Genomic DNA, 18,242 nt, shown 5'->3' on the forward strand with positions numbered 1-18,242 from the left:
GCAAGAAACGAACTTGTTTGCGCGACTGTCTTCAGCGCTGGCCGCTGCGTCGGGCAAGCTTCGGTGTCACCCCGAAACGCCGTTTGTAGGCAGTTGCGAAATTTGCAGGGCTGGTATAGCCGGCTAGTGCCGCCGCTTGCTTGATGCTGAGGGCATCGTGCTCCAGCGCCAGCCGGGCTCGCTGAAGCGAGCTCTCGCGCAAAAAATCGAATATGGTCGTGCCGTAGGCGCTCCGGAATTGCCGCTGCATGGTGTTGGCGTTCATGCCCATTTGGCGCGCCATATCCTCGAGCGAAAGCTGGTTGGCTGCCGCACCGCTAAGGAATGCCCGCAGCTCCGCCATGCGGCAATACCCTCTTGCGCTAAGGCCCGTCGCACTTGGCTGCGCGAAATTGTGGATGATGCTCTGGCTGCCCCGGGGTGGCGCCAATGCCTCCGCCAGCAGGTCCAGCATGCGGCTTTCCAGGTAAATGGCCTGCAAGATCGGTTCATAGGCAGGCGGTCGGACGATCTGCTCGGCCAGGGCTATCGCGCGTGGCGTAGGCTGCCAGGGCTGCGTTAGCAGGTGAGAGGACAGCAGAGAACGCAAGCGCGCCGGCATCTCCGCGCAACTGGCCTCCTGGAGGTGCTGCAGCCATTGGTCGGAGATGACGAAGCTAAGTCGTCGCGCATAGTTTCCTTTGCTGATTCGACGGCTGAAGGCTTCGGGCTCGATGGCATTCATCAGGAATGACTGAGCGCAGCCCGGTCGCCCATGGGAAAGCTCGCGTGCGCTGCGTGGGCAGGCAGTCGTCAGTACCACGCGCCGGTTGCCATACGACAGGTCCAGCTTTCCCTCGAGCAGCAGCACCAGGTGCAGGCCGGGGGCGCAGCGTCCGAAGACGGTGCCATTGAATTCGTCCGTCGCGTCATCGGCGTGCACTTGCAGGCCCGGTCGCACTTCACGGATCTTGGCCATGTGTTCAGCCAATCCTGGCTTGCTGGGATCAAGAAGACGGTCTTCGAGCGCATCCATGCTGCCTGCCCCTCTGAGCTTGGCGGTGCCGACCGCTTATCCGGCGGGGCGGCGCAAACCATTTCGTTGCTTCGCCAAACAAACGGCGCTACAACGCACATCCCTTTCAGGATAAAATTAAATGAGAATCATTATCATCACCGGATCGACGTGAGAAAGACAAGTAAATTTTTGTTGCGGCTCTGCGCGCAGGTGCTGTGTTGCACGGTGAGCGCAGCGCAGGCACAGGAGACCGTTATCGAGCTGGCGGGCTGCAGCGCCCGCATTCCCGCCAACACCGCGCGCATCCAGCCGGTCGCGCTGCAGGGCGAATGCTGGACGAGCCTCGGGCCTTGACATGCCGGTATCCGCATCCATCACACGCCGCACGCTGTTGTTGGCGAGCCTGGGGGGCGCGCTCTCCGGCTGCGTCACGTCCATGAGATCCGGCTTGCCGAGCCTTGCCGCTTCGGCGCCCGTTCAGGTCCCTGCGAGCCGGCAGATCGACGTGACGATCGCCGGGCAACGCCGGCGCATTTTCGTCGCATTGCCGCCCGAGCCCGCGCCGCAGCAGGGATATCCCGTCTTGTACGCGCTGGACGGTAACGCGTTGTTTCCCCTGATCGCGCAGTTGGCGCGCAACCGCGCGGCGCGCCCCGATGGAGCGCGGGCCAGTACGCCGGTAGTGGTCGGGCTGGGATATGCCACGGATGCCCCTTACGACATGCAGAGGCGCACCGACGACTACACTTTGGCCGCGATACCGGGCTCAACACCCGAAGCGAGCCGCAACGGTGCAGATCGCTTCCTGGCCTTTCTCGAGCATGACGTGCAGCCGTGGCTGGCGCGGCAGCTACCCATCGATCCACAGCGGCAGATCCTGTTCGGCCATTCCTATGGCGGATTGCTGACCTTGTACGCCTTGTTCACCCGCAGCCGCATGTTTCAGAACTACATCGCGGCCAGCCCCTCGATCTGGTGGGGCGATCGCGCCATCCTGCGATTCCGGGACCAGTTCGTGCGGCAGGCGTCGCTGCTTCAGCCGCCCATCGGCTTGCTGATCACGGCAGGCAGCCTTGAAGAAGGCGTGCCGAACGCGGATCCGGAACGCGCGCGCCGCCAGCAGGCGCGCAAGCAGGTCGGCTCTGCCCGCGCTCTCACGCAGAGCCTGCAGGGCGTGCAGGGATTGCGGGCCGAGTTCCGTCTGCTGGAGGGCGAGGACCACGGCAGCCTGGTTCTCCCCAGCGCTGCCTTGGCCGTCAGCATAGCCTGCGCCCCGCCGTCAACCGGAGCTCCGGCATGAGCACCTCAAACTGCAGCAAGGCTTTCACACGCTGTTCGGCAACAGTGTCCAGGCTATTCGAACGTCAACCATTTCAGCGCCGCCTTTCGCAAGGAGTTCGGCGTACTTCCCAGCGAATTCCGACGACGTGTCAATAAGCCCGGTGCCGCTCGTTTACCGCCTGAGGCTGCTCGGGGTCCTTGTGGAATGCGCCTGCTGGTCGGGCTTGCATGATGACGCGGCGCGCGATGCCGAGGATTGGCTCTTGCTGGACAGCGACGAACGTATGCGCTGGGTGGCGTTTCCCCGTGAGAGAGAGCGGCGGCGCTTTCTGCGCAGCCACGCAGGCTTGCGGCGGCGGCTTGGCTTGTGGCTTGGGGCGGCGCCGCAGTCGCTGCACTTCGAGATTGCGGCTGGCGGCAAGCCCTGGCTACCGGCTTGGCCGGACGTTGACTTCAGCCTGAGCCATAGCGCCGAGTGGTCGGCCTTGGCACTCGTCCGGTCGAGCACGGTACGCGTGGGCAATGACATCGAGGCCGTTCGGCAACTTGACGCCCCCCCGGCATTGGTGCGCCACGCCCTGCGCCGCGAATCAACGGCACTGGCCGCACTGCCGCCCGCCTGCCAGGCCCAAGGCGTGCTGCGGGCTTGGACGGGCAAGGAGGCGGTGCTCAAGGCCCTCGGCACTGGGCTCGCGGGGCCAATGGACGCCTTCTGCTTGAAACTGGACGCGTGCGGGCGGCCTCTCGGCCTCGATTGGGATCCGTCTTGCGAGCATTCGGGCGAACCGTTCGTGAGGCAGCGCGCTTTGCCGCAGGATGCCGCCCGCCATGGAGGTGCGGGGAATCGGATCACCGTGCGGGGGCTACCGGAACCCCCAGGGCTGGCCGCATGGAGTGTCGCGGCCGTCTCCGGTAGGTGGTGAACCCGGACAACGTCCAGGTCCCATGGCAACGCCCACGCCATCATTCCCGGCTGGACCAGCGCTTGCCGCCGCGGTGTTTGTCCCCGTGGCGCATGCACCCATCCGCTCGATCCCCGTCACCGCGCCGGAATAGGTTAATCTTCCGCGCAGATGACCGACCTCAACTTGCCGGCGCCGGGACGTCCTCCGCCCCGGCGCCGGCTCTCGTATCCCATGATGAACGAACCTTCTCGCCCGCAGCTCGTTGGGGACCATCCCTCCATCGTCGCTCTGCGTGAACTGGTCGCCCGCGTTGGGCGCAGCCAGGCTAGCACCGTGCTGATCTATGGCGAGACCGGGACGGGGAAGAGCCTGGTGGCGCGCATGCTCCACGCGCAGTCCAATCGGGCTGGGCGCGAGTTCATCGATATCAATTGCGCTGCGATTCCCGCCCAGTTGCTCGAATCCGAGTTGTTTGGCCATGAGCGCGGTTCGTTTACCGGCGCGGTCAGCAGGAAGGAGGGACTGATCGAGGCGGCGAATGGCGGCACGGTCTTCCTGGACGAAGTCCGCGAGCTGGATCCTGTCATGCAGTCCAAGATCCTGACCCTGCTGGACACGCGGCGATTCCGGCGGGTCGGCGCGGTGCGTCCCATCAGCGTGGATGCCCGCTTTATCGCAGCGACCAACAAGATCCTGTTGAGCGAGGTCAAGGCCGGCAAGTTTCGCGAGGATCTGTATTACCGGCTGCAGGTGATCGCCATCAATATCCCGCCGCTGCGCGAGCGTGGCGACGACATTTTCCTGCTCGCGAGCAACGCGCTGGCGAAGTACAACGCGCAGTACGGCAGCCACTTCCGGCGGCTGGATCCGGAGGTGGAGCGCATTTTCCGCGCGTACCAGTGGCCGGGGAACGTGCGTGAACTTGAAAACCTGCTGGAACGCATCTGCGTGCTGGAGGAAGGCGATTGCATCCGGCCGTATCACTTGCCGGCGCGCATCCTGCGGGACGTGGCGCGCCCCGCGGGCGCAATGGACGATGCCGTGGCGCAGCCGGCTGCAATGGACGGGCATGCTGCGTCCGAGCGGGGGCAGGACTATTACGAGGCCACGGCACGCTTCCAACGCGCGCTGATTGAGCAGACGTTGGTGTCGTGCCACCAGGGCCTCAGTGCGGCGGCCGAGAACCTGGGGTTGAGCCGGCACGCTTTGCGGCACCAGATGATGAAGCTGGGCCTGCTGGCCCCGACTGCCGGAAGTGACGAAGAGGGGGCGTGAATTTCACGCAACTGCGCGCCTTCTTTCGCGTGAAAATCACGCGAAAGGCTGGATGTCTAATGCTAAGTTACTGAAATATAAAGATATCTACATGATTCGCCCTGTGGCATGCAATCTGCTCTAGATGAATCGTCAAGCCCGGCTTGGGGAAGACACCATCTGGAGAACACTGCATGCAGTCCCTGAAGATCATTTGCCCTAATGGCCATCTCGGCTTCGCGCCGTTGCGCACCGAGAGCTTTGGGTTGGGGGTGGAGGCGGGCCCTGACTACATCGCGGCCGATTCGGGAAGCGATGACGTGGGCCCGGTGCCGCTGGGGTCGGACACTTCGACGAGTCCCGAAGCGTGGCAACGGCACGATCTGGAGCAAATGTTGCTGGCGTCGCGCCGTCTCGGCGTGCCGATGATCATCGGCTCGGCCGGCGATACGGGATCGAACAGCCGCGTGGACCTGTACGTGCGGATCATCGGCGAACTGGCCGCCAAGCATGGCCTGAGGAAGTTCCGGGTCGGCTACTTCTATTCCGAGGTGGACAAGGCCTTTCTTCGCGAGTCAATGCGCGCCGGAAGGGCGGTGAGCGGGCTCGACGGCTTTGCAGACCTGACCGAAAGCGAGCTCGATGCGACCGACCGTATTGTCGCCATGGCCGGTGTTCATCCCTATGTAGAGCTGCTGCGCCAGGGCGCCGACGTGATCATCGGCGGGCGCAGCTCGGATGCCGCGGTCTTTGCCGCGCCGGCGCTACACCACGGCTTTTCCGCCGATCATTCCTATTACCTGGGCAAGGTGCTCGAGTGCGCGTCGTTCTGTGCCGAGCCCTATGGCGGCAAGGAGACCGTGATGGGCGTCATCTCGCACGACGACGTCCAGGTCACGGCGATGCACCCCGAGCAGCGCTGCACCGTCGCCTCGGTATCCGGCCATGCGATGTACGAGCGCTCCAATCCGTACGAGGAGTTCGTCGCCGGGGGCAAGCTGGACATGACGCATTGTCGCTACGAGCAGATGGGCAATCGCACCACGCGCATCACGGGCTCGCGCTTTATCGAGGCGGAAACGGTCCGGGTCAAGCTGGAAGGAGCGGGGAAGGTGGGCGAGCGCTTCGTCGGCCTGTGCGGCATCCGCGATCCCTACACCATTGCCAACGTGGACCGGGTGATTGCGTGGGCGCGCGAGCAGGTGCGCGTGCGTTTTGGCGACAGCGGCTATCAACTGCACTACAACGTGTACGGCCGCGATGGCGTGATGGGCGAGCTGGAGCCGCTGCGCGACCGCCCGGGGCACGAGCTCTGCGTGCTGGTGCAAGGGGTCGCCCCGACCCGCGAGATGGCCGAGGAGGTGACGATGATCGGCTTGCGCCAGATGTTCTATGCGCGGCTGCCTGACGTCAAAGGCACGGCCGGTTCGGTGTCATTCCCGCTGGATGAAGTCCTGCACGCCAGCGCGGCCTACCGTTGGACACTGAACCACACGGTGGAGGTGCAAGACCCCATGGCGCTGTTCCCCACCCACCTCATTGAAGTTGGCGTCTGAGCCTGGAGCCGCATATGACAACGACGACTACGAAGACAACGCAAAAACTGCATCAACTCGCCAAGATCATCCGCAGCAAGAACGCGGGGGTCAACAAGATCACTTTCGACATCATCTTTCGCGAGGCGCACGAGTACGAACACGTCAAGCGCTCGCGCGTGCTGAGCCGGGAAAGCATGGCCGCGCTATACGCGATTCCGGTCGAACGGATCTCGGATTTCGTCGAATACGATCCCGCGTACGCGATCAAGTTCACGATCTATCGCGCCCGGCCCAGCGGCAGCGCCGGCGATGGCGACATCTTTGGCGCCCAGCAGTACGCGCCGCTGCTGGACCTTGATATCCCTGCCTAGGCAGGACATCGCCGGATTCCACGGGACCCGGGTGGACACCCGGGTCCCGGTTCCTGACATCCATGCTGCTCTACCCACTGAGATAGGAGCGCCGAATGCGAAAGACGTTAGCCCACATTGCCCTGTTGCTTGCCGCGATGTCCGCGGTAACCATGGTGGCGGCCCAGACCGATGCCAAGGTGCCGCCTTTGATGAGAATTGTCGTGCCGTTTTCGGCGGGCGCGAGCAACGACGTGATCGCGCGTGCGATCGCGCCGGGGCTGGCAAAGCGCCTGGGGACCACGGTCATCGTGGAAAACAAGCCTGGTGCGGCAGGCGTCGTTGGTGCCGATTCGGTTGCCAAGGCGCCACGGGACGGGTCCGTGCTGCTACTGACGTCATCGACCTTCCTGACCGCTGCCGCCACCCAGCCTCGCTCGCCCTACGATCCGCTTGCCGCGTTCGCGCCGGTGTCCATGGTCGCCGAGGGGCCGTTGTTGCTGGCGGTCTCGTCCTCGACCCAGATCACGTCGCCGGCCGAGCTGATTGCGGCAGCGCGCGCCAAGCCAGGCGCGCTGACCTACGGCTCGGCGGGGATCGGTTCGCTGGCGCAGCTGGCGACGGAGTTGTTGTGCGACATCTCGAAAGTCCAGATGATGCACGTCCCGTACAAAGGGGCTTCCAACGCGATGATCGACCTGGCCGCGGGGCAGATCGACGTCATGATGTCCAATTACAGCTCGCTCGTGACGCAGCTGAAGTCCGGCAAGGTGCGGGCGCTGGCAGTGACCTCGCAGCGGCCGAACCCGGCGTTTCCCGAATTGCCATCACTGGCGACATCGGTGCCAGGCTATGGGATCGAGATCTGGGTCGGTGTCCTCGCACCTGCCGGCACGCCCGCGCCGCTGGTCCAGAGGCTGAACCGCGAGATCAATGAGATTGCTGCGTCGCAGGATGTGCGTGTCGTGCTTGAACCGGACGGCTCGGCGCCCAAGGCAATGAGTCCGTCCGAATTCGGCGCGCGCATGAGGCAGGATCTTGCGCAGTGGAAGCACATCGCCGGTGACCGGAAGATCGTGGCGGAATGAAAGGTGGGGAGAAGCCTTAGGCGCCGTCCAGCAAGTCGTGCGCGTTCAGGATCGCGTACGCTATATCCGGGTTTGTCTCAAGGCAACGCCGTATCGCCGCGGGAATGGCTTGCTTGGTCTTGCGGCACAACCCGGTTTGCTCCTCCACCTGGATGCTGATGCCGCGCACCGTGCGCACTTCGTGGATGCTGGGCGTGATCGTCAGCACGATGCCCAGTTGCGCGTACATGCGCCGCTCCATGTCCTTCAGGTCGGCAAGGCTCGACAGGCTTTCAAGGCGGGTGATCAGCCTTTTTTCTTCTTCCCTGGTCAGCCTCAGGATCCGGATGTCTGCCTGCGGGTCGCCCAGCAGGGTTTCGCGGCCGCACGTGCAGGCGCCTGGCGGACACTCCTTGCGAATCGGAAATGGGACGTTCATATCGTCGTCGGGGCGATGCGCATCATCCAGAGAGGGTAGCTGACTATCATAAATCAGGAGCCCACTGATCATCCGTCACTGGCGCCGCATTTCCGTCGGTCCGGCGCAAAGCGCCGCGGAACGCATATCTGCGGTGGTAAGCTCAAACTCTGTGCGAGCCCGATTCCTACACCTTTGCAGCCGACCTCAACCCAGTTGTGGCGTACCGTCGCCGACCAGCGCGCCTATGACGATGCCAAGCGGCGCGTCCGGTCGTTGCGTGGTTTCTATGCCCACGCCATCCTCTATGTGGCGATCAATACGATCCTGGTTGTCATCAATCTGATGACGGTTCCGCATCGGCTGTGGGTTTTGGGTCCCTTGTTTGGCTGGGGCACTGGCGTGGCCGTGCACGGCCTGTTGGTCTGGACCCGTGTCGGCCTGCTGGGCCGCCAGTGGGAGGAACGCAAGATCGCCGAACTGCTGGCGCGCGACCGGGTCCGTGTGCTGTCGACCGAGAAACAGCTGGTCGAGGCGCAGATGCGATTGCTGCAGGCCCAGATCGAGCCGCATTTCCTCTTCAATACGCTGGCGAACGTGGTGAGCCTGATCGAATCGTCTCCGCCCCGTGCCACGCTGATGCTCGAGCATTTCATCGCCTACCTGCGGGCATCGCTGACGGCGAGCCGTTCGACGCAGGGAACCGTGGCCCAGGAGGCTGCGCTGCTTCACGATTACCTGGAGGTGATCAAGATCCGCATGGGTGAGCGCCTGAACTACACCATCGACATCGACCCCGGACTGGCCAAGGCGCCGCTGGCGCCGATGCTGTTGCAGCCGGTGGTCGAGAACGCCATCAAGCATGGCCTGGAGCCCAAGATCGAGGGCGGCCGGCTGGTGGTGCGGCTGCAGCGCCGCAACGATCGCATGCAGGCTTGCGTCGAAGACAACGGCTTGGGCTTCAAACCGTCCGATGGCTCGGGGGTTGGGTTGTCCAACCTGCGCGAGCGGCTGGCCGTCCTGTACGACGGCGATGCGCACGTGCGGATCGAAGAGCGCTCCCCGGGCACGGCCGTCCTGATCGACCTGCCCCTGCCTCCCATGACCTGAACGGAGATTCGTCATGACCCCGACCGCCGTGATCGCCGACGACGAAGAGCACCTGCGCGCGCACCTGCGTGCCAAGCTGGCCCGCCTGTGGCCCGAAATGCAGGTGCTGGCGGAAGTCTCCAATGGCTTGCAGGCGGCGGAAGCCATTTCCCGGCTGTCGCCCAGCGTCGCTTTCCTGGACATCAAGATGCCCGGCCTGTCCGGGCTGGATGTGGCGCAGGGGCTGGAAACCGACACCAGGGTGGTGTTCGTCACGGCTTACGATGAGTATGCGCTGGAGGCCTTCGAGCGGGAGGCGGTCGACTACCTGGTCAAACCGGTGACCGACGAGCGCCTTGCCCGCTCCGTCGAGCGTTTGCGCAAGGCCTTCAACGAGGCCGCGCCTGCGCCCGAGCTGGCCCGGCTGCTGAGCCAGCTGACGCGCCGGCTCGGCGGCGCCGAGGCGAGCGAGCCGCTGCGCTGGGTGCGTGCGAGCCGGGGGGATACGACCAGCCACGTACCGGTCCAGGAGGTGCTGTACTTCCAGAGCGACGATAAGTACACGGTGGTCAATACGCGCGACGGCGAGCACCTGATCCGCACCCCGCTGGCGGAGTTGGCCTGCAGCCTCGATCCCGAGTGGTTCTGGCAGATCCATCGGTCGACCATCGTCAACATGAACCATGTGGCGGGCACGCGGCGGGACGGCACCGGCCGCTTGTTTGTCCGGCTCCATGGCAGCCAGGCGGAATTGCCGGTGTCCCGGGCCTACATGCACCGGTTCAGGCAGATGTAGGCCGGGGCAGGGTGGATGGCCGCCGCTTCAGTCCCGGCCCATGAACTCGCGGATCTTGCGCTCCTCCCAGTCACGCCCGCGGCCGCTGATCCGGATCCAGACCACCAGGCCGTGCAGGCCCAGCGCCAGGCCCCAGGCCAGCGTCGTCCCCATCGGCCACGGCCAACTGTCCAGGTGATGGCGAGTCCAGTTCGGCGCAGGCAGGAAGAGGTACCGCAGCCACAAGAATGCATTGACGGCCAGGTACACCATCAGATGGATGTACCACCCGCGTAGCATCCTGACCAGGCGGGAAGCGCGCCTATAGGCCAGCGCTTCGGGGCCGGGAGGATCGCCGGAGGGGAATGGGTTCGGATCGGTTCTCATCGTTTGCGGTCTCACTGGAGCCTGGTATGGCCGTAGTGTTGTGCATCGGGCGGCAGCCGGGCCACCGCGGCGCGCCGGATCAACACGAAAACGTCGCCAGTGGTGGAAGGCGTTCGCCAGCCGCTGGACGCTTTTTGGGTTGTTCACGAGCCTGAATGGCAGACGGCTGACGCGTAACGCCGAGTTCCTCGGTCAGCAGTAGCATGCCACGCGCCAGCAGCCGGCCGGCGAAAAACTGCCGGAGGGTTTATCCTCGCCGTGTCGCTCACCCGGGCAGGGGCGCAATTCGCGCACCGGCAGGATGGCGCGTTCGGCAATCCCACCAAGGACTCCCCCATGTCACTTTCGATGTATGACGTATCGATCCCCGCCTTTATGCGGGCATTCGGCAGCCTGTCGGCCATCCTGGACAAGGGCGCCGCCTTTGCGCAGGCGCAGGGTATGGATCCTGCCGATTTGATCCAGACCCGGTTGGTGGCGGATATGGACCCGCTGTCGGCGCAGGTGCAGCGCGCCAGCGATAGCGCAAAGGGTTGCGCGGCGCGGCTGGCGGGAATCGAAATGCCGTCCTTCGCCGACACCGAGACCACTTTCCCGGAACTGCAGGAGCGCATTGCCAGGACGGTGGCGTTCCTGAAGACCATCGAGCCCGCCCAGCTTGAAGGCAGCGAGACGCGCACCATCGAACTCAAGCTGCGGCCCAATCCGGTGACGTTCGACGGCAAAACCTATTTGCTGGGCTTTGTGCTGCCAAACTTCTATTTCCACGTGACCACCGCTTACGACATCCTGCGCCATAAGGGCGTGCCGATTGGCAAGCGCGATTATCTCGGTCTGTCCTGACCGAAGGGCGCCCGTCCTGGCGCCATGCCGAGGGGAAAGGCGGCGAGGCCGCCTTGGCATCATGCCATGGGCGGCCTCGTCCGCAGGGGTGGCGCGCCGGGCTCAGGCCCCGCTGGCCGCCAGTTCGCGTTCGGCGGCGGGCTGCTGGTCAAGCCGGTCCAGGCGGCCGCTCCAGGCGGTCAGGCCCAGTGCCACCAGCACCACCAGCGCGCCAATCCACGGCGTATGCATCAGTCCCATGTGGGTCACGATCAGTCCGCCGGCCCACGCCGCGCCGGCAATGCCCAGGTTGAATGCGGCGATATTCAGGCCCGATGCCACATCCACCGCATCCGGCGCATAGCGCTCCGCCTGCTTGACCACATAGACCTGCAGGCCCGGCACATTGCCGAAGGCAACTGCGCCCCATGCCAGCACGGTAGCTACCACCAGCCAGCGGTGCGCTGCGGTGAAAGTCAGGGCGAACAGTACGAGCGCCAGCAGCAGGAACACGATCTTGAGCGCGGGAATGGGACCGTGGCGGTCTGCCAGGCGTCCGCCCCAGATATTGCCCGCGGCGACCGACACGCCGTAGACCAGCATGACCAGCCCGACCGCGCCGGCGCTGAAGCCCGACACATCCTGCAAGATGGGGGCGAGGAAGGTGAAGGGGATGAACGAACCGCCATAGCCGACCGCGGTCTTGGCGTAGACCAGCAGCAGGCGGGGCTCCGCCAGCACCTTGGCCTGTTGCAGCAGGGAGGCCGGGGCGCTGTGGCGGATATTGGCCGGCACGAACATCAGGCTGCCGACAAAGGCCACCAGGCCGAGCGCCGACACCGCGAGGAAGGTCTCGCGCCAGCCGAAATGCTGGCCGATAAAGGTGCCCAGCGGCACGCCTGTGACGAGGGCAACCGTCAGCCCGGTGAACATGATGGCGATCGCGCTCGCGGCCTTTTCCTTCGGCACCAGGCTGGTAGCGATGGTGGAACCGATCGAGAAGAAGACGCCGTGGGCCAGGCCGGTCAGTATCCGCGCCAGGATTAGCGATTCGTAGCCGGGTGCCTTCCATGCCAGCAGGTTGCCCAGCGTGAACAGCGCCATCAGCGACAGCAGCAGCGCCTTGCGCGGCAGGCGGCCGGTGAGGGCGGTCAGCACGGGGGCGCCAATGGCCACGCCGAGCGCATAGAGGCTGACCAGCAGCCCGGCCGAGGGCAGCGTGATCCTGAGGTCGGCGGCGATGGTGGGAATCAGGCCGACGATGACGAATTCGGTGGTACCGATGGCAAACGCGCTGATGGTCAGCGCGAACAGGGCAATGGGCATGGTTAGCTCCAGGAGCGTCCGGGAATTGGGATGGGCGCAGTTTGCCGCTGTCTTTGTTGCGGAATAAGTGGGTGATCTGGATAAGATATTTGATTAGTATTCAAGAATGAAGATCACTCTCGAAGAACTGCAGGCCTTTGCCACTGTGGTGGATAGCGGCTCCATTACGGCCGCGGCCGAGCAACTGGGGCAGACCGTGTCGGGGATCAGCCGCGCGCTGAGCCGCCTGGAGGAGAAGGTGGGCACGACGTTGCTGCACCGGACCACCCGGCGGCTGGCCTTGAGCGAGGAGGGCGAGGCGCTGCTGGCGCATGGCCGCGCCATCCTTGCCTCGGTCGAACTGGCGGAGGAGCAGATGGCCGTGCGCCGCCAGCAGCCGGTGGGGCGGCTGCGGGTCAATGCGGCATCGCCCTTCATGCTGCATGTGGTCGTGCCGCTGGTCGGGGAATTCCGCCGCGCCTATCCCGGGATCGAGCTGGAACTCAATACCAACGACCAGATCATCGACCTGCTGGAGCACCGCACCGACGTGGCGATCCGTATTGGCCCGCTGCGCGATTCCACGCTGCATGCCCGGTCCCTGGCCAGCAGCCGGGTGCGCGTGCTGGCCAGTCCGGCCTATCTGAAGGCAAGGGGTCGCCCGGAAACGGTGGCGGACCTTGCCGGCCACAGCCTGCTGGGCTTCAACCAGCCGGATTCGCTCAACCGCTGGCCCCTGCGCGGCGCCATGGGCGAGGAGGTGCAGATTGCGCCGCATCTGGCGGCGTCCAGCGGCGAGACCCTGCGCCAGCTGGCGCTGGCCGGCGAGGGGCTGGTCTGTTTGTCCGATTTCATGACCGAGGCCGACCGGCGCCGCGGCGATCTGGTCCAGGTGCTGATGGGGAGCACCATCGACGAACGGCAGTCCATCAATGCGGTCTACTACCTCAACACCCAGCTTTCGGCGCGCATTGCCAGTTTCCTGGACTTTGTCGGCGAGCGGTTGCGTACGGCCGGCTGGGCGAAAGTCTAGGCGGGTATGTGGCCCGGAGCAGACTTGTCTCCGGAGCAGGGGAAGGAGGTAGAAGAGGGGGCGGCTGGAGCCGATCCCGTACCTGTGCGAAAATAGCGAGTTAGCCGCAGCTTGCCCGCCATTCGCCGCGCGTCGCTCCCCTGGAACACTCCTCCCGGCCTCCGCCATGCGCGACCCGGGACTTGCCTGCGCCATGCGCAGTTTGCCGGCCCCCGGCCTGAGCGCTCCGCCGACGTGTTTCGCCGACGCGCCTCGCCGTCGGGCCGCATCGTGACTGCATCACCCACAATTACCTACAGCTACCTAAAGCTTTACCAGCCAGCATGACTTACGCCGTCAAGGAAATCTTCTACACACTGCAGGGCGAAGGCGCCAACGCGGGCCGTGCCGCAGTGTTCTGCCGCTTCTCCGGATGCAATCTCTGGAGCGGCCGGGAGGAAGACCGTGCCAGCGCGGTCTGCCAGTTCTGCGATACCGACTTCGTCGGCACCGACGGCACCGAGGGCGGCAAGTACCGCACCGCCGATGCGCTCGCCGACATGGTCGCGGCCCAGTGGCCGCAGTCCGTGGAGAGCAGCGCCGCCGGACGGCCGCTGGTGGTCTGCACCGGCGGCGAGCCGCTGCTGCAGCTTGACGCGCCCCTGATCGACGCCCTGCATGCGCGCGGCTTCGAGATCGCCATCGAGACCAATGGCACGCTGCCGGTGCCGGACGGCGTCGACTGGGTTTGCGTGAGCCCCAAGATGGGCGCCGAACTGGTGGTCAAGCGCGGCGACGAGCTCAAGGTGGTGATTCCCCAGGATGGCCAGGATTTCGCCGCATACGAGCGCCTTGATTTCCGCTATTTCCTGGTGCAGGCCATGGACGGCCCGCTGGCACGGCAGAATACCGCCCTCGCGGTGGACTTCTGCCAGCGCCGCCCGCTCTGGCGCCTCTCGCTGCAAACCCACAAGCTGTTAGGCATCCGGTAAATCGCACCGGCACGCTTCGGCATCCCCTCGGCACCCATCGGCCCTCATGAACAAGCAAGTTTCCATTACCCGCCGGCTGGAGTTCGACTCCGGCCACCGTATCCCCAACCATGGCGGCCAGTGCCGCAACATCCATGGCCATCGCTATCGCCTTGACCTGACGCTGTCGGGCGAGGTGCTGCATCGCGCCGGTGCCTCGGACGAGGGCATGATCCTGGATTTCAGCGATATCAAGGCGCTGGCCACGGAGCACCTGGTCTCCAAGTGGGACCACGCCTTCCTGATCTATCGCGGCGACACGGCGCTGCTGAATTTCCTGCAGACCATGGACGGGCACAAGACGGTCGTGCTCGATGCGATTCCCACCGTGGAGAACCTGGCCCAGATCGCCTTCGACATGCTCGCGCCGGTGTTCAAGGATTGCTTTGGCCACCAGTTGCAGCTCACGCGCCTGGTGCTGTTCGAGACCCCGAACTGCTGGGCCGAGGTCAGCGCCGCCTTCACCCTGCCCGCGCAGGACTGAGGCGGCCGACCCAGCGCATGCCAGCCGAGATGAACGCGCCGATCCTTCCGCCGCAGGCGGCCGACGCCAGTGCCGATCCCGCCCTGGAGCGCGACCGCCGCTACATGCAGGCCGCGCTCGACGAGGCACGCCTGGCCGAAGCCGCCGGCGAAGTGCCGGTGGGCGCGGTGGTGGTGTGGAACGACACCATCATCGCCCGCGGCCATAACCTGCCGATCCGCTCGGTCGATCCCTCCGCCCACGCGGAAATGCAGGCACTGCGCGCCGCCGCGCAGGTGATCGGCAACTACCGCATGCCGGAGTGCGAGTTGTACGTGACGCTGGAACCGTGCGTGATGTGCAGCGGCGCCATCCTGCATGCGCGGATCCGCCACGTGGTGTTTGGCGCCACCGATCCCAAGACGGGCGCCGCCGGCAGCGTGCTCAACCTGTTCGAGCAGGCCCAGCTCAATCACCAGACCACGATCGCCGGCGGTGTGCTGGCCGACGACTGCTCGCGCATGCTGAAGGATTTCTTCGGCGGCAGGCGCCGGGCGCAGAAGGCTGCCCAGAAAGCGGCGTTGGCAGCGGCGCAGGCAGCGGCTGGCGACGCTTCCGGGAGCGATGCCCGGCCCGTCGCGCCGGGTTGCGCGCATTGCAGCCGCGAAGTCACCACTCGTTCCACTGAAACCGACCCAAGCCAAAACCCCGAAGCATGAGCCAGCCCACGACCACGCCCACGCCACCCACTGAAGTCCGCCTGATCGCTTCGTCGGGCTATCCGCACGATGTCGCCATCGCCGCGCGCGGCTGCGCCTGGCTCAAGGGACATGGCTTCCATGTCGGCAATCCGGACGTGCTGGCGCGCCGCTACCTGCGCTTCGGCGGCAGCGATGCCGAGCGCCTGGCGGACCTGCATGCCATCGGCACCGGCATGGCGCACGAGCTGACGCTGGCGGTGCGGGGCGGCTACGGCATTGCGCGGTTGCTGGAGCGCGTGGACTTCGCCCGCATCGCCGAACAGGCGCGCGCCAGCCAGACGCCAATCGTCGGGCATAGCGATTTCACGGCCTTCCAGCTGGCTTACCTGGCGGCCACGGGCGGGGTCACTTTCGCCGGCCCCATGCTGCTGGCGGATTTCGGTGTGGACGTGGTCGATCCGTTCATGTGGGAGCATTTCGACGGCGTGCTGCGCAATCCGGCGTATGCCGTCGACGTGGCCGCGCCGCAGGCCGGCGGCCAGCCCTTTACCGGCACGTTGTCGGGCACGCTGTGGGGCGGCAACATGGCGATGCTGTGCAGCTTGCTGGGCACGCCCTTCATGCCGGCCGTGGAGGGCGGCATCCTGTTCCTCGAGGACGTCAACGAGCCGCCATACCGGATCGAGCGCATGCTGCTGCAGCTGGACCAGGCCGGCGTGCTTGGCGCGCAGCGCGCGATCGTGCTGGGCGACTTCTCCAACTACCGCGTGACCGATTACGACAATGGCTACGACCTGCCCGCGGTGGTGGCTTACCTGCAGGAGCGGCTGGACGTGCCGGTGCTCACCGGCCTGCCGTTCGGCCACTGCCCGCGCAAGCTGACCCTGCCGGTGGGCGGGCAGGCGCAGTTGAGCGCACGTGCGGACGGCTTTTCGCTGTCGCTGTCGGGGTATCCGGTGTTGAAAGCAGCGGTATCCACCCACATCTGAGGCCTATCGCTTCGTTCCTTTGCCCGCGAGTGGTAAAATCGCGGGTTGTTTCCCGATTTCCCCGCCAGGGCCCCCGCGCCAACGCACCGCCAGGTCGCCACGCCGGGCCTTTAGCCGCCCACGCTGCCAAGCGATCAGCATTTTGCCCGGTCCTTGGCAAGCGGCAGCCCGAGGCAAGCGCGAGTCCCGCGCCTCATCATCCATACAAGGTTCCAGACGTGCTTTCTACCGCAAACATCACCATGCAGTTCGGCCCCAAGCCGTTGTTCGAGAATATCTCGGTCAAGTTCGGCGAGGGCAACCGCTACGGCTTGATCGGCGCGAACGGCTGCGGCAAGTCGACCTTCATGAAGATCCTCGGCGGGGATCTCGAACAGTCCGCCGGCACCGTCATGCTGGAGCCGGGCGTGCGCCTGGGCAAGCTGCGCCAGGACCAGTTCGCCTATGAAGACATGCGTGTGCTGGACGTGGTCATGATGGGCCACACCGAGATGTGGGCCGCCGCCGCCGAGCGCGACGCCATCTACGCGAACCCCGAAGCGACCGACGAAGACTACATGAAGGCCGCCGAGCTGGAAGCCAAGTATGCCGAGTACGACGGCTACACGGCCGAGGCGCGTGCCGGCGAACTGCTGCTGGGCGTGGGCATCCCCACCGACCAGCACCAGGGCACCATGAGCAACGTGGCGCCGGGCTGGAAACTGCGTGTGCTGCTGGCGCAGGCACTGTTCTCGAACCCGGACGTGCTGCTGCTCGACGAGCCGACCAACAACCTGGACATCAATACGATCCGCTGGCTGGAACAAGTGCTCAACGAGCGCAATTCCACCATGATCATCATYTCCCACGATCGCCACTTCCTGAACTCTGTGTGCACGCACATGGCCGACATGGACTACGGCACGCTCAAGGTCTACCCGGGCAACTACGACGACTACATGGAAGCCTCCATGCAGGCGCGCGAACGCCAGCTGGCGGCCAACACCCGTGCCAAGGAGCGTATCGGCGAACTGCAGGACTTCGTGCGCCGCTTCTCGGCCAACAAGTCCAAGGCACGCCAGGCCACCTCGCGCCTGAAGCAGATCGACAAGATCAAGGTCGAGGACATCAAGCCGTCATCGCGCCAGAACCCGTTCATCCGCTTCGAGTTCGAGAAGAAGCTGCACAACCTGGCGGTGGAAGCGGAAGGCATCACCAAGACCTACGACCGCAAGGTCATCAACAACCTGTCGATGGCGATCCAGGCCGGCGAGCGCGTGGCCATCATCGGCGAGAACGGCGCCGGCAAGACCACCTTGCTGCGCAGCCTGCTGGGCAGCACCATCAAGGGCGGCGTGGAAGTCGATCGCGGCACCATCAAGTGGGCCGAGAACGCCAATGTCGGCTATATGCCGCAGGACACCTTCGAGGAATTCCCGGTCGACCGCGACCTGATCGACTGGATGAGCCAGTGGACCCAGGCCGGCGACGACGACCAGTCGCTGCGCGGCACCATGGGCCGCCTGCTGTTCTCCGCCGACGACATCAAGAAATCCGTCAAGGTGCTGTCCGGCGGCGAGAAGGGCCGCATGATCTGGGGCAAGCTGATGCTGGGTCGCCACAATGTGCTGGCGCTCGACGAGCCGACCAATCACATGGACATGGAATCGATCGAGTCACTGCAGATCGCGCTGGACAAGTTCACCGGCACGCTGGTCTTCGTCTCGCACGACCGCGTGTTCGTCAGCGGCCTGGCCACGCGCGTGATCGAAGTGCGCAACGATGGCACGCTGACCGATTACCTGGGTACGTATGACGAGTACCTGGAGTCGCAGGGTATCGACGGCTAAGCCAGCCGGAAGGGCGCCGGGCAACCGGA

General features: G+C 65.2%; 20 protein-coding genes. 16 read left to right on the forward strand and 4 right to left on the reverse strand.

Annotation, left to right across the window (positions count from 1 at the left end; all coding sequences use genetic code 11):
- Positions 1-31: 31 nt before the first annotated feature.
- Positions 32-958 carry a helix-turn-helix transcriptional regulator gene (locus AC1DT6_RS34450; RefSeq protein WP_477111956.1) on the reverse strand — a complete coding sequence of 309 codons (927 nt, stop codon included), beginning with the start codon at positions 956-958 and terminating at the stop codon, positions 32-34.
- On the opposite strand from AC1DT6_RS34450, the gene AC1DT6_RS34455 reads away from it, so the two are divergent.
- The 7 genes from AC1DT6_RS34455 (at position 959) to AC1DT6_RS34485 (ending at position 7,413) form a co-directional block, all read left to right on the forward strand.
- On the forward strand, positions 959-1,351 hold the full coding sequence (locus AC1DT6_RS34455) for a hypothetical protein (protein WP_441632458.1): 393 nt from the start codon (positions 959-961) through the stop codon (positions 1,349-1,351). It abuts the gene before it with no gap.
- Between the two features lie 82 nt (positions 1,352-1,433).
- Positions 1,434-2,297 (forward strand): alpha/beta hydrolase, encoded by an 864-nt coding sequence (locus AC1DT6_RS34460; RefSeq protein ID WP_477115336.1) that lies wholly within the window; start codon positions 1,434-1,436, stop codon positions 2,295-2,297.
- A gap of 244 nt (positions 2,298-2,541) precedes the next feature.
- Positions 2,542-3,201, forward strand: coding sequence for a 4'-phosphopantetheinyl transferase family protein (locus tag AC1DT6_RS34465; protein ID WP_441632462.1), 660 nt, complete (start codon positions 2,542-2,544; stop codon positions 3,199-3,201).
- Between the two features lie 213 nt (positions 3,202-3,414).
- Positions 3,415-4,458: a sigma-54 interaction domain-containing protein gene (locus AC1DT6_RS34470; protein ID WP_441632464.1), complete on the forward strand. Its 1,044-nt coding sequence runs from the start codon at positions 3,415-3,417 to the stop codon at positions 4,456-4,458.
- A 173-nt stretch (positions 4,459-4,631) separates the two neighbouring features.
- Entirely contained in the window at positions 4,632-5,993 is a 1,362-nt protein-coding gene (locus AC1DT6_RS34475) for an acyclic terpene utilization AtuA family protein (protein ID WP_441632466.1), read from the forward strand.
- A gap of 14 nt (positions 5,994-6,007) precedes the next feature.
- Positions 6,008-6,346, forward strand: coding sequence for a DUF4387 domain-containing protein (locus tag AC1DT6_RS34480; RefSeq protein ID WP_441632468.1), 339 nt, complete (start codon positions 6,008-6,010; stop codon positions 6,344-6,346).
- A 152-nt stretch (positions 6,347-6,498) separates the two neighbouring features.
- Complete coding sequence (locus AC1DT6_RS34485) at positions 6,499-7,413, forward strand: tripartite tricarboxylate transporter substrate binding protein (RefSeq protein ID WP_441632470.1); 915 nt, start codon at positions 6,499-6,501, stop codon at positions 7,411-7,413.
- Between the two features lie 16 nt (positions 7,414-7,429).
- On the opposite strand, the gene AC1DT6_RS34490 is transcribed toward AC1DT6_RS34485, so the two are convergent.
- The gene (locus tag AC1DT6_RS34490) at positions 7,430-7,831 is read right to left on the reverse strand and encodes a hypothetical protein (RefSeq protein ID WP_477104206.1); all 402 of its coding nucleotides are present in this window, start codon (positions 7,829-7,831) and stop codon (positions 7,430-7,432) included.
- Positions 7,832-8,005: 174 nt separating this feature from the next.
- Here AC1DT6_RS34490 and AC1DT6_RS34495 point away from each other — a divergent pair, with 174 nt between their 5' ends.
- A complete protein-coding gene (locus AC1DT6_RS34495; RefSeq protein WP_441632474.1) occupies positions 8,006-8,920 on the forward strand; it encodes a sensor histidine kinase in 915 nt (304 codons plus the stop codon).
- Positions 8,921-8,933: 13 nt separating this feature from the next.
- A complete protein-coding gene (locus AC1DT6_RS34500) occupies positions 8,934-9,695 on the forward strand; it encodes a LytR/AlgR family response regulator transcription factor (RefSeq protein ID WP_441632476.1) in 762 nt (253 codons plus the stop codon).
- 27 nt (positions 9,696-9,722) lie between these two features.
- Here AC1DT6_RS34500 and AC1DT6_RS34505 read toward each other — a convergent pair whose 3' ends face one another.
- Positions 9,723-10,061 (reverse strand): 2TM domain-containing protein, encoded by a 339-nt coding sequence (locus AC1DT6_RS34505; protein WP_441632478.1) that lies wholly within the window; start codon positions 10,059-10,061, stop codon positions 9,723-9,725.
- 336 nt (positions 10,062-10,397) lie between these two features.
- Here AC1DT6_RS34505 and AC1DT6_RS34510 point away from each other — a divergent pair, with 336 nt between their 5' ends.
- Positions 10,398-10,904: a DUF1993 domain-containing protein gene (locus AC1DT6_RS34510; protein ID WP_441632480.1), complete on the forward strand. Its 507-nt coding sequence runs from the start codon at positions 10,398-10,400 to the stop codon at positions 10,902-10,904.
- Positions 10,905-11,006: 102 nt separating this feature from the next.
- Here the strand turns inward: AC1DT6_RS34510 and AC1DT6_RS34515 are convergent, their stop codons facing one another.
- A complete protein-coding gene (locus AC1DT6_RS34515) occupies positions 11,007-12,209 on the reverse strand; it encodes an MFS transporter (protein WP_441632482.1) in 1,203 nt (400 codons plus the stop codon).
- Between the two features lie 106 nt (positions 12,210-12,315).
- On the opposite strand from AC1DT6_RS34515, the gene AC1DT6_RS34520 reads away from it, so the two are divergent.
- The 6 genes from AC1DT6_RS34520 (at position 12,316) to AC1DT6_RS34545 (ending at position 18,213) form a co-directional block, all read left to right on the forward strand.
- Positions 12,316-13,221 (forward strand): LysR substrate-binding domain-containing protein, encoded by a 906-nt coding sequence (locus tag AC1DT6_RS34520; protein WP_441632484.1) that lies wholly within the window; start codon positions 12,316-12,318, stop codon positions 13,219-13,221.
- A 323-nt stretch (positions 13,222-13,544) separates the two neighbouring features.
- Positions 13,545-14,192: a 7-carboxy-7-deazaguanine synthase gene (queE, locus tag AC1DT6_RS34525; protein ID WP_276290641.1), complete on the forward strand. Its 648-nt coding sequence runs from the start codon at positions 13,545-13,547 to the stop codon at positions 14,190-14,192.
- A gap of 46 nt (positions 14,193-14,238) precedes the next feature.
- Complete coding sequence (queD, locus tag AC1DT6_RS34530) at positions 14,239-14,715, forward strand: 6-carboxytetrahydropterin synthase QueD (RefSeq protein WP_045238451.1); 477 nt, start codon at positions 14,239-14,241, stop codon at positions 14,713-14,715.
- Positions 14,716-14,744: 29 nt separating this feature from the next.
- Complete coding sequence (gene tadA, locus AC1DT6_RS34535) at positions 14,745-15,413, forward strand: tRNA adenosine(34) deaminase TadA (protein ID WP_441632499.1); 669 nt, start codon at positions 14,745-14,747, stop codon at positions 15,411-15,413.
- Positions 15,410-16,384, forward strand: a complete 975-nt coding sequence (gene ldcA / locus AC1DT6_RS34540) for a muramoyltetrapeptide carboxypeptidase (RefSeq protein ID WP_477104212.1) — start codon at positions 15,410-15,412, stop codon at positions 16,382-16,384. The genes tadA and ldcA overlap by 4 nt, the downstream gene beginning before the upstream one ends.
- Positions 16,385-16,602: 218 nt before the next feature.
- A complete protein-coding gene (locus tag AC1DT6_RS34545; protein WP_441632488.1) occupies positions 16,603-18,213 on the forward strand; it encodes an ABC-F family ATPase in 1,611 nt (536 codons plus the stop codon).
- The last annotated feature ends 29 nt before the right edge of the window (positions 18,214-18,242 follow it).

It is taken from the genome of Cupriavidus sp. 01L45 (assembly GCF_056399885.1).

Bases quoted from the DNA above. Each gene is read 5' to 3' on its own strand.
- AC1DT6_RS34490 (WP_477104206.1), bottom strand. From the start codon at position 7,831: ATGAACGTCCCATTTCCGATTCGCAAGGAGTGTCCGCCAGGCGCCTGC.
- AC1DT6_RS34505 (WP_441632478.1), bottom strand. From the start codon at position 10,061: ATGAGAACCGATCCGAACCCATTCCCCTCCGGCGATCCTCCCGGCCCC.
- AC1DT6_RS34485 (WP_441632470.1), top strand. From the start codon at position 6,499: ATGGTGGCGGCCCAGACCGATGCCAAGGTGCCGCCTTTGATGAGAATT.
- AC1DT6_RS34510 (WP_441632480.1), top strand. From the start codon at position 10,398: ATGTCACTTTCGATGTATGACGTATCGATCCCCGCCTTTATGCGGGCA.
- ldcA (WP_477104212.1), top strand. From the start codon at position 15,410: ATGAGCCAGCCCACGACCACGCCCACGCCACCCACTGAAGTCCGCCTG.
- AC1DT6_RS34450 (WP_477111956.1), bottom strand. From the start codon at position 958: ATGGCCAAGATCCGTGAAGTGCGACCGGGCCTGCAAGTGCACGCCGAT.
- queE (WP_276290641.1), top strand. From the start codon at position 13,545: ATGACTTACGCCGTCAAGGAAATCTTCTACACACTGCAGGGCGAAGGC.
- queD (WP_045238451.1), top strand. From the start codon at position 14,239: ATGAACAAGCAAGTTTCCATTACCCGCCGGCTGGAGTTCGACTCCGGC.
- tadA (WP_441632499.1), top strand. From the start codon at position 14,745: ATGAACGCGCCGATCCTTCCGCCGCAGGCGGCCGACGCCAGTGCCGAT.
- AC1DT6_RS34475 (WP_441632466.1), top strand. From the start codon at position 4,632: ATGCAGTCCCTGAAGATCATTTGCCCTAATGGCCATCTCGGCTTCGCG.
- AC1DT6_RS34480 (WP_441632468.1), top strand. From the start codon at position 6,008: ATGACAACGACGACTACGAAGACAACGCAAAAACTGCATCAACTCGCC.
- AC1DT6_RS34515 (WP_441632482.1), bottom strand. From the start codon at position 12,209: ATGCCCATTGCCCTGTTCGCGCTGACCATCAGCGCGTTTGCCATCGGT.
- AC1DT6_RS34520 (WP_441632484.1), top strand. From the start codon at position 12,316: ATGAAGATCACTCTCGAAGAACTGCAGGCCTTTGCCACTGTGGTGGAT.
- AC1DT6_RS34470 (WP_441632464.1), top strand. From the start codon at position 3,415: ATGATGAACGAACCTTCTCGCCCGCAGCTCGTTGGGGACCATCCCTCC.
- AC1DT6_RS34460 (WP_477115336.1), top strand. From the start codon at position 1,434: ATGAGATCCGGCTTGCCGAGCCTTGCCGCTTCGGCGCCCGTTCAGGTC.
- AC1DT6_RS34500 (WP_441632476.1), top strand. From the start codon at position 8,934: ATGACCCCGACCGCCGTGATCGCCGACGACGAAGAGCACCTGCGCGCG.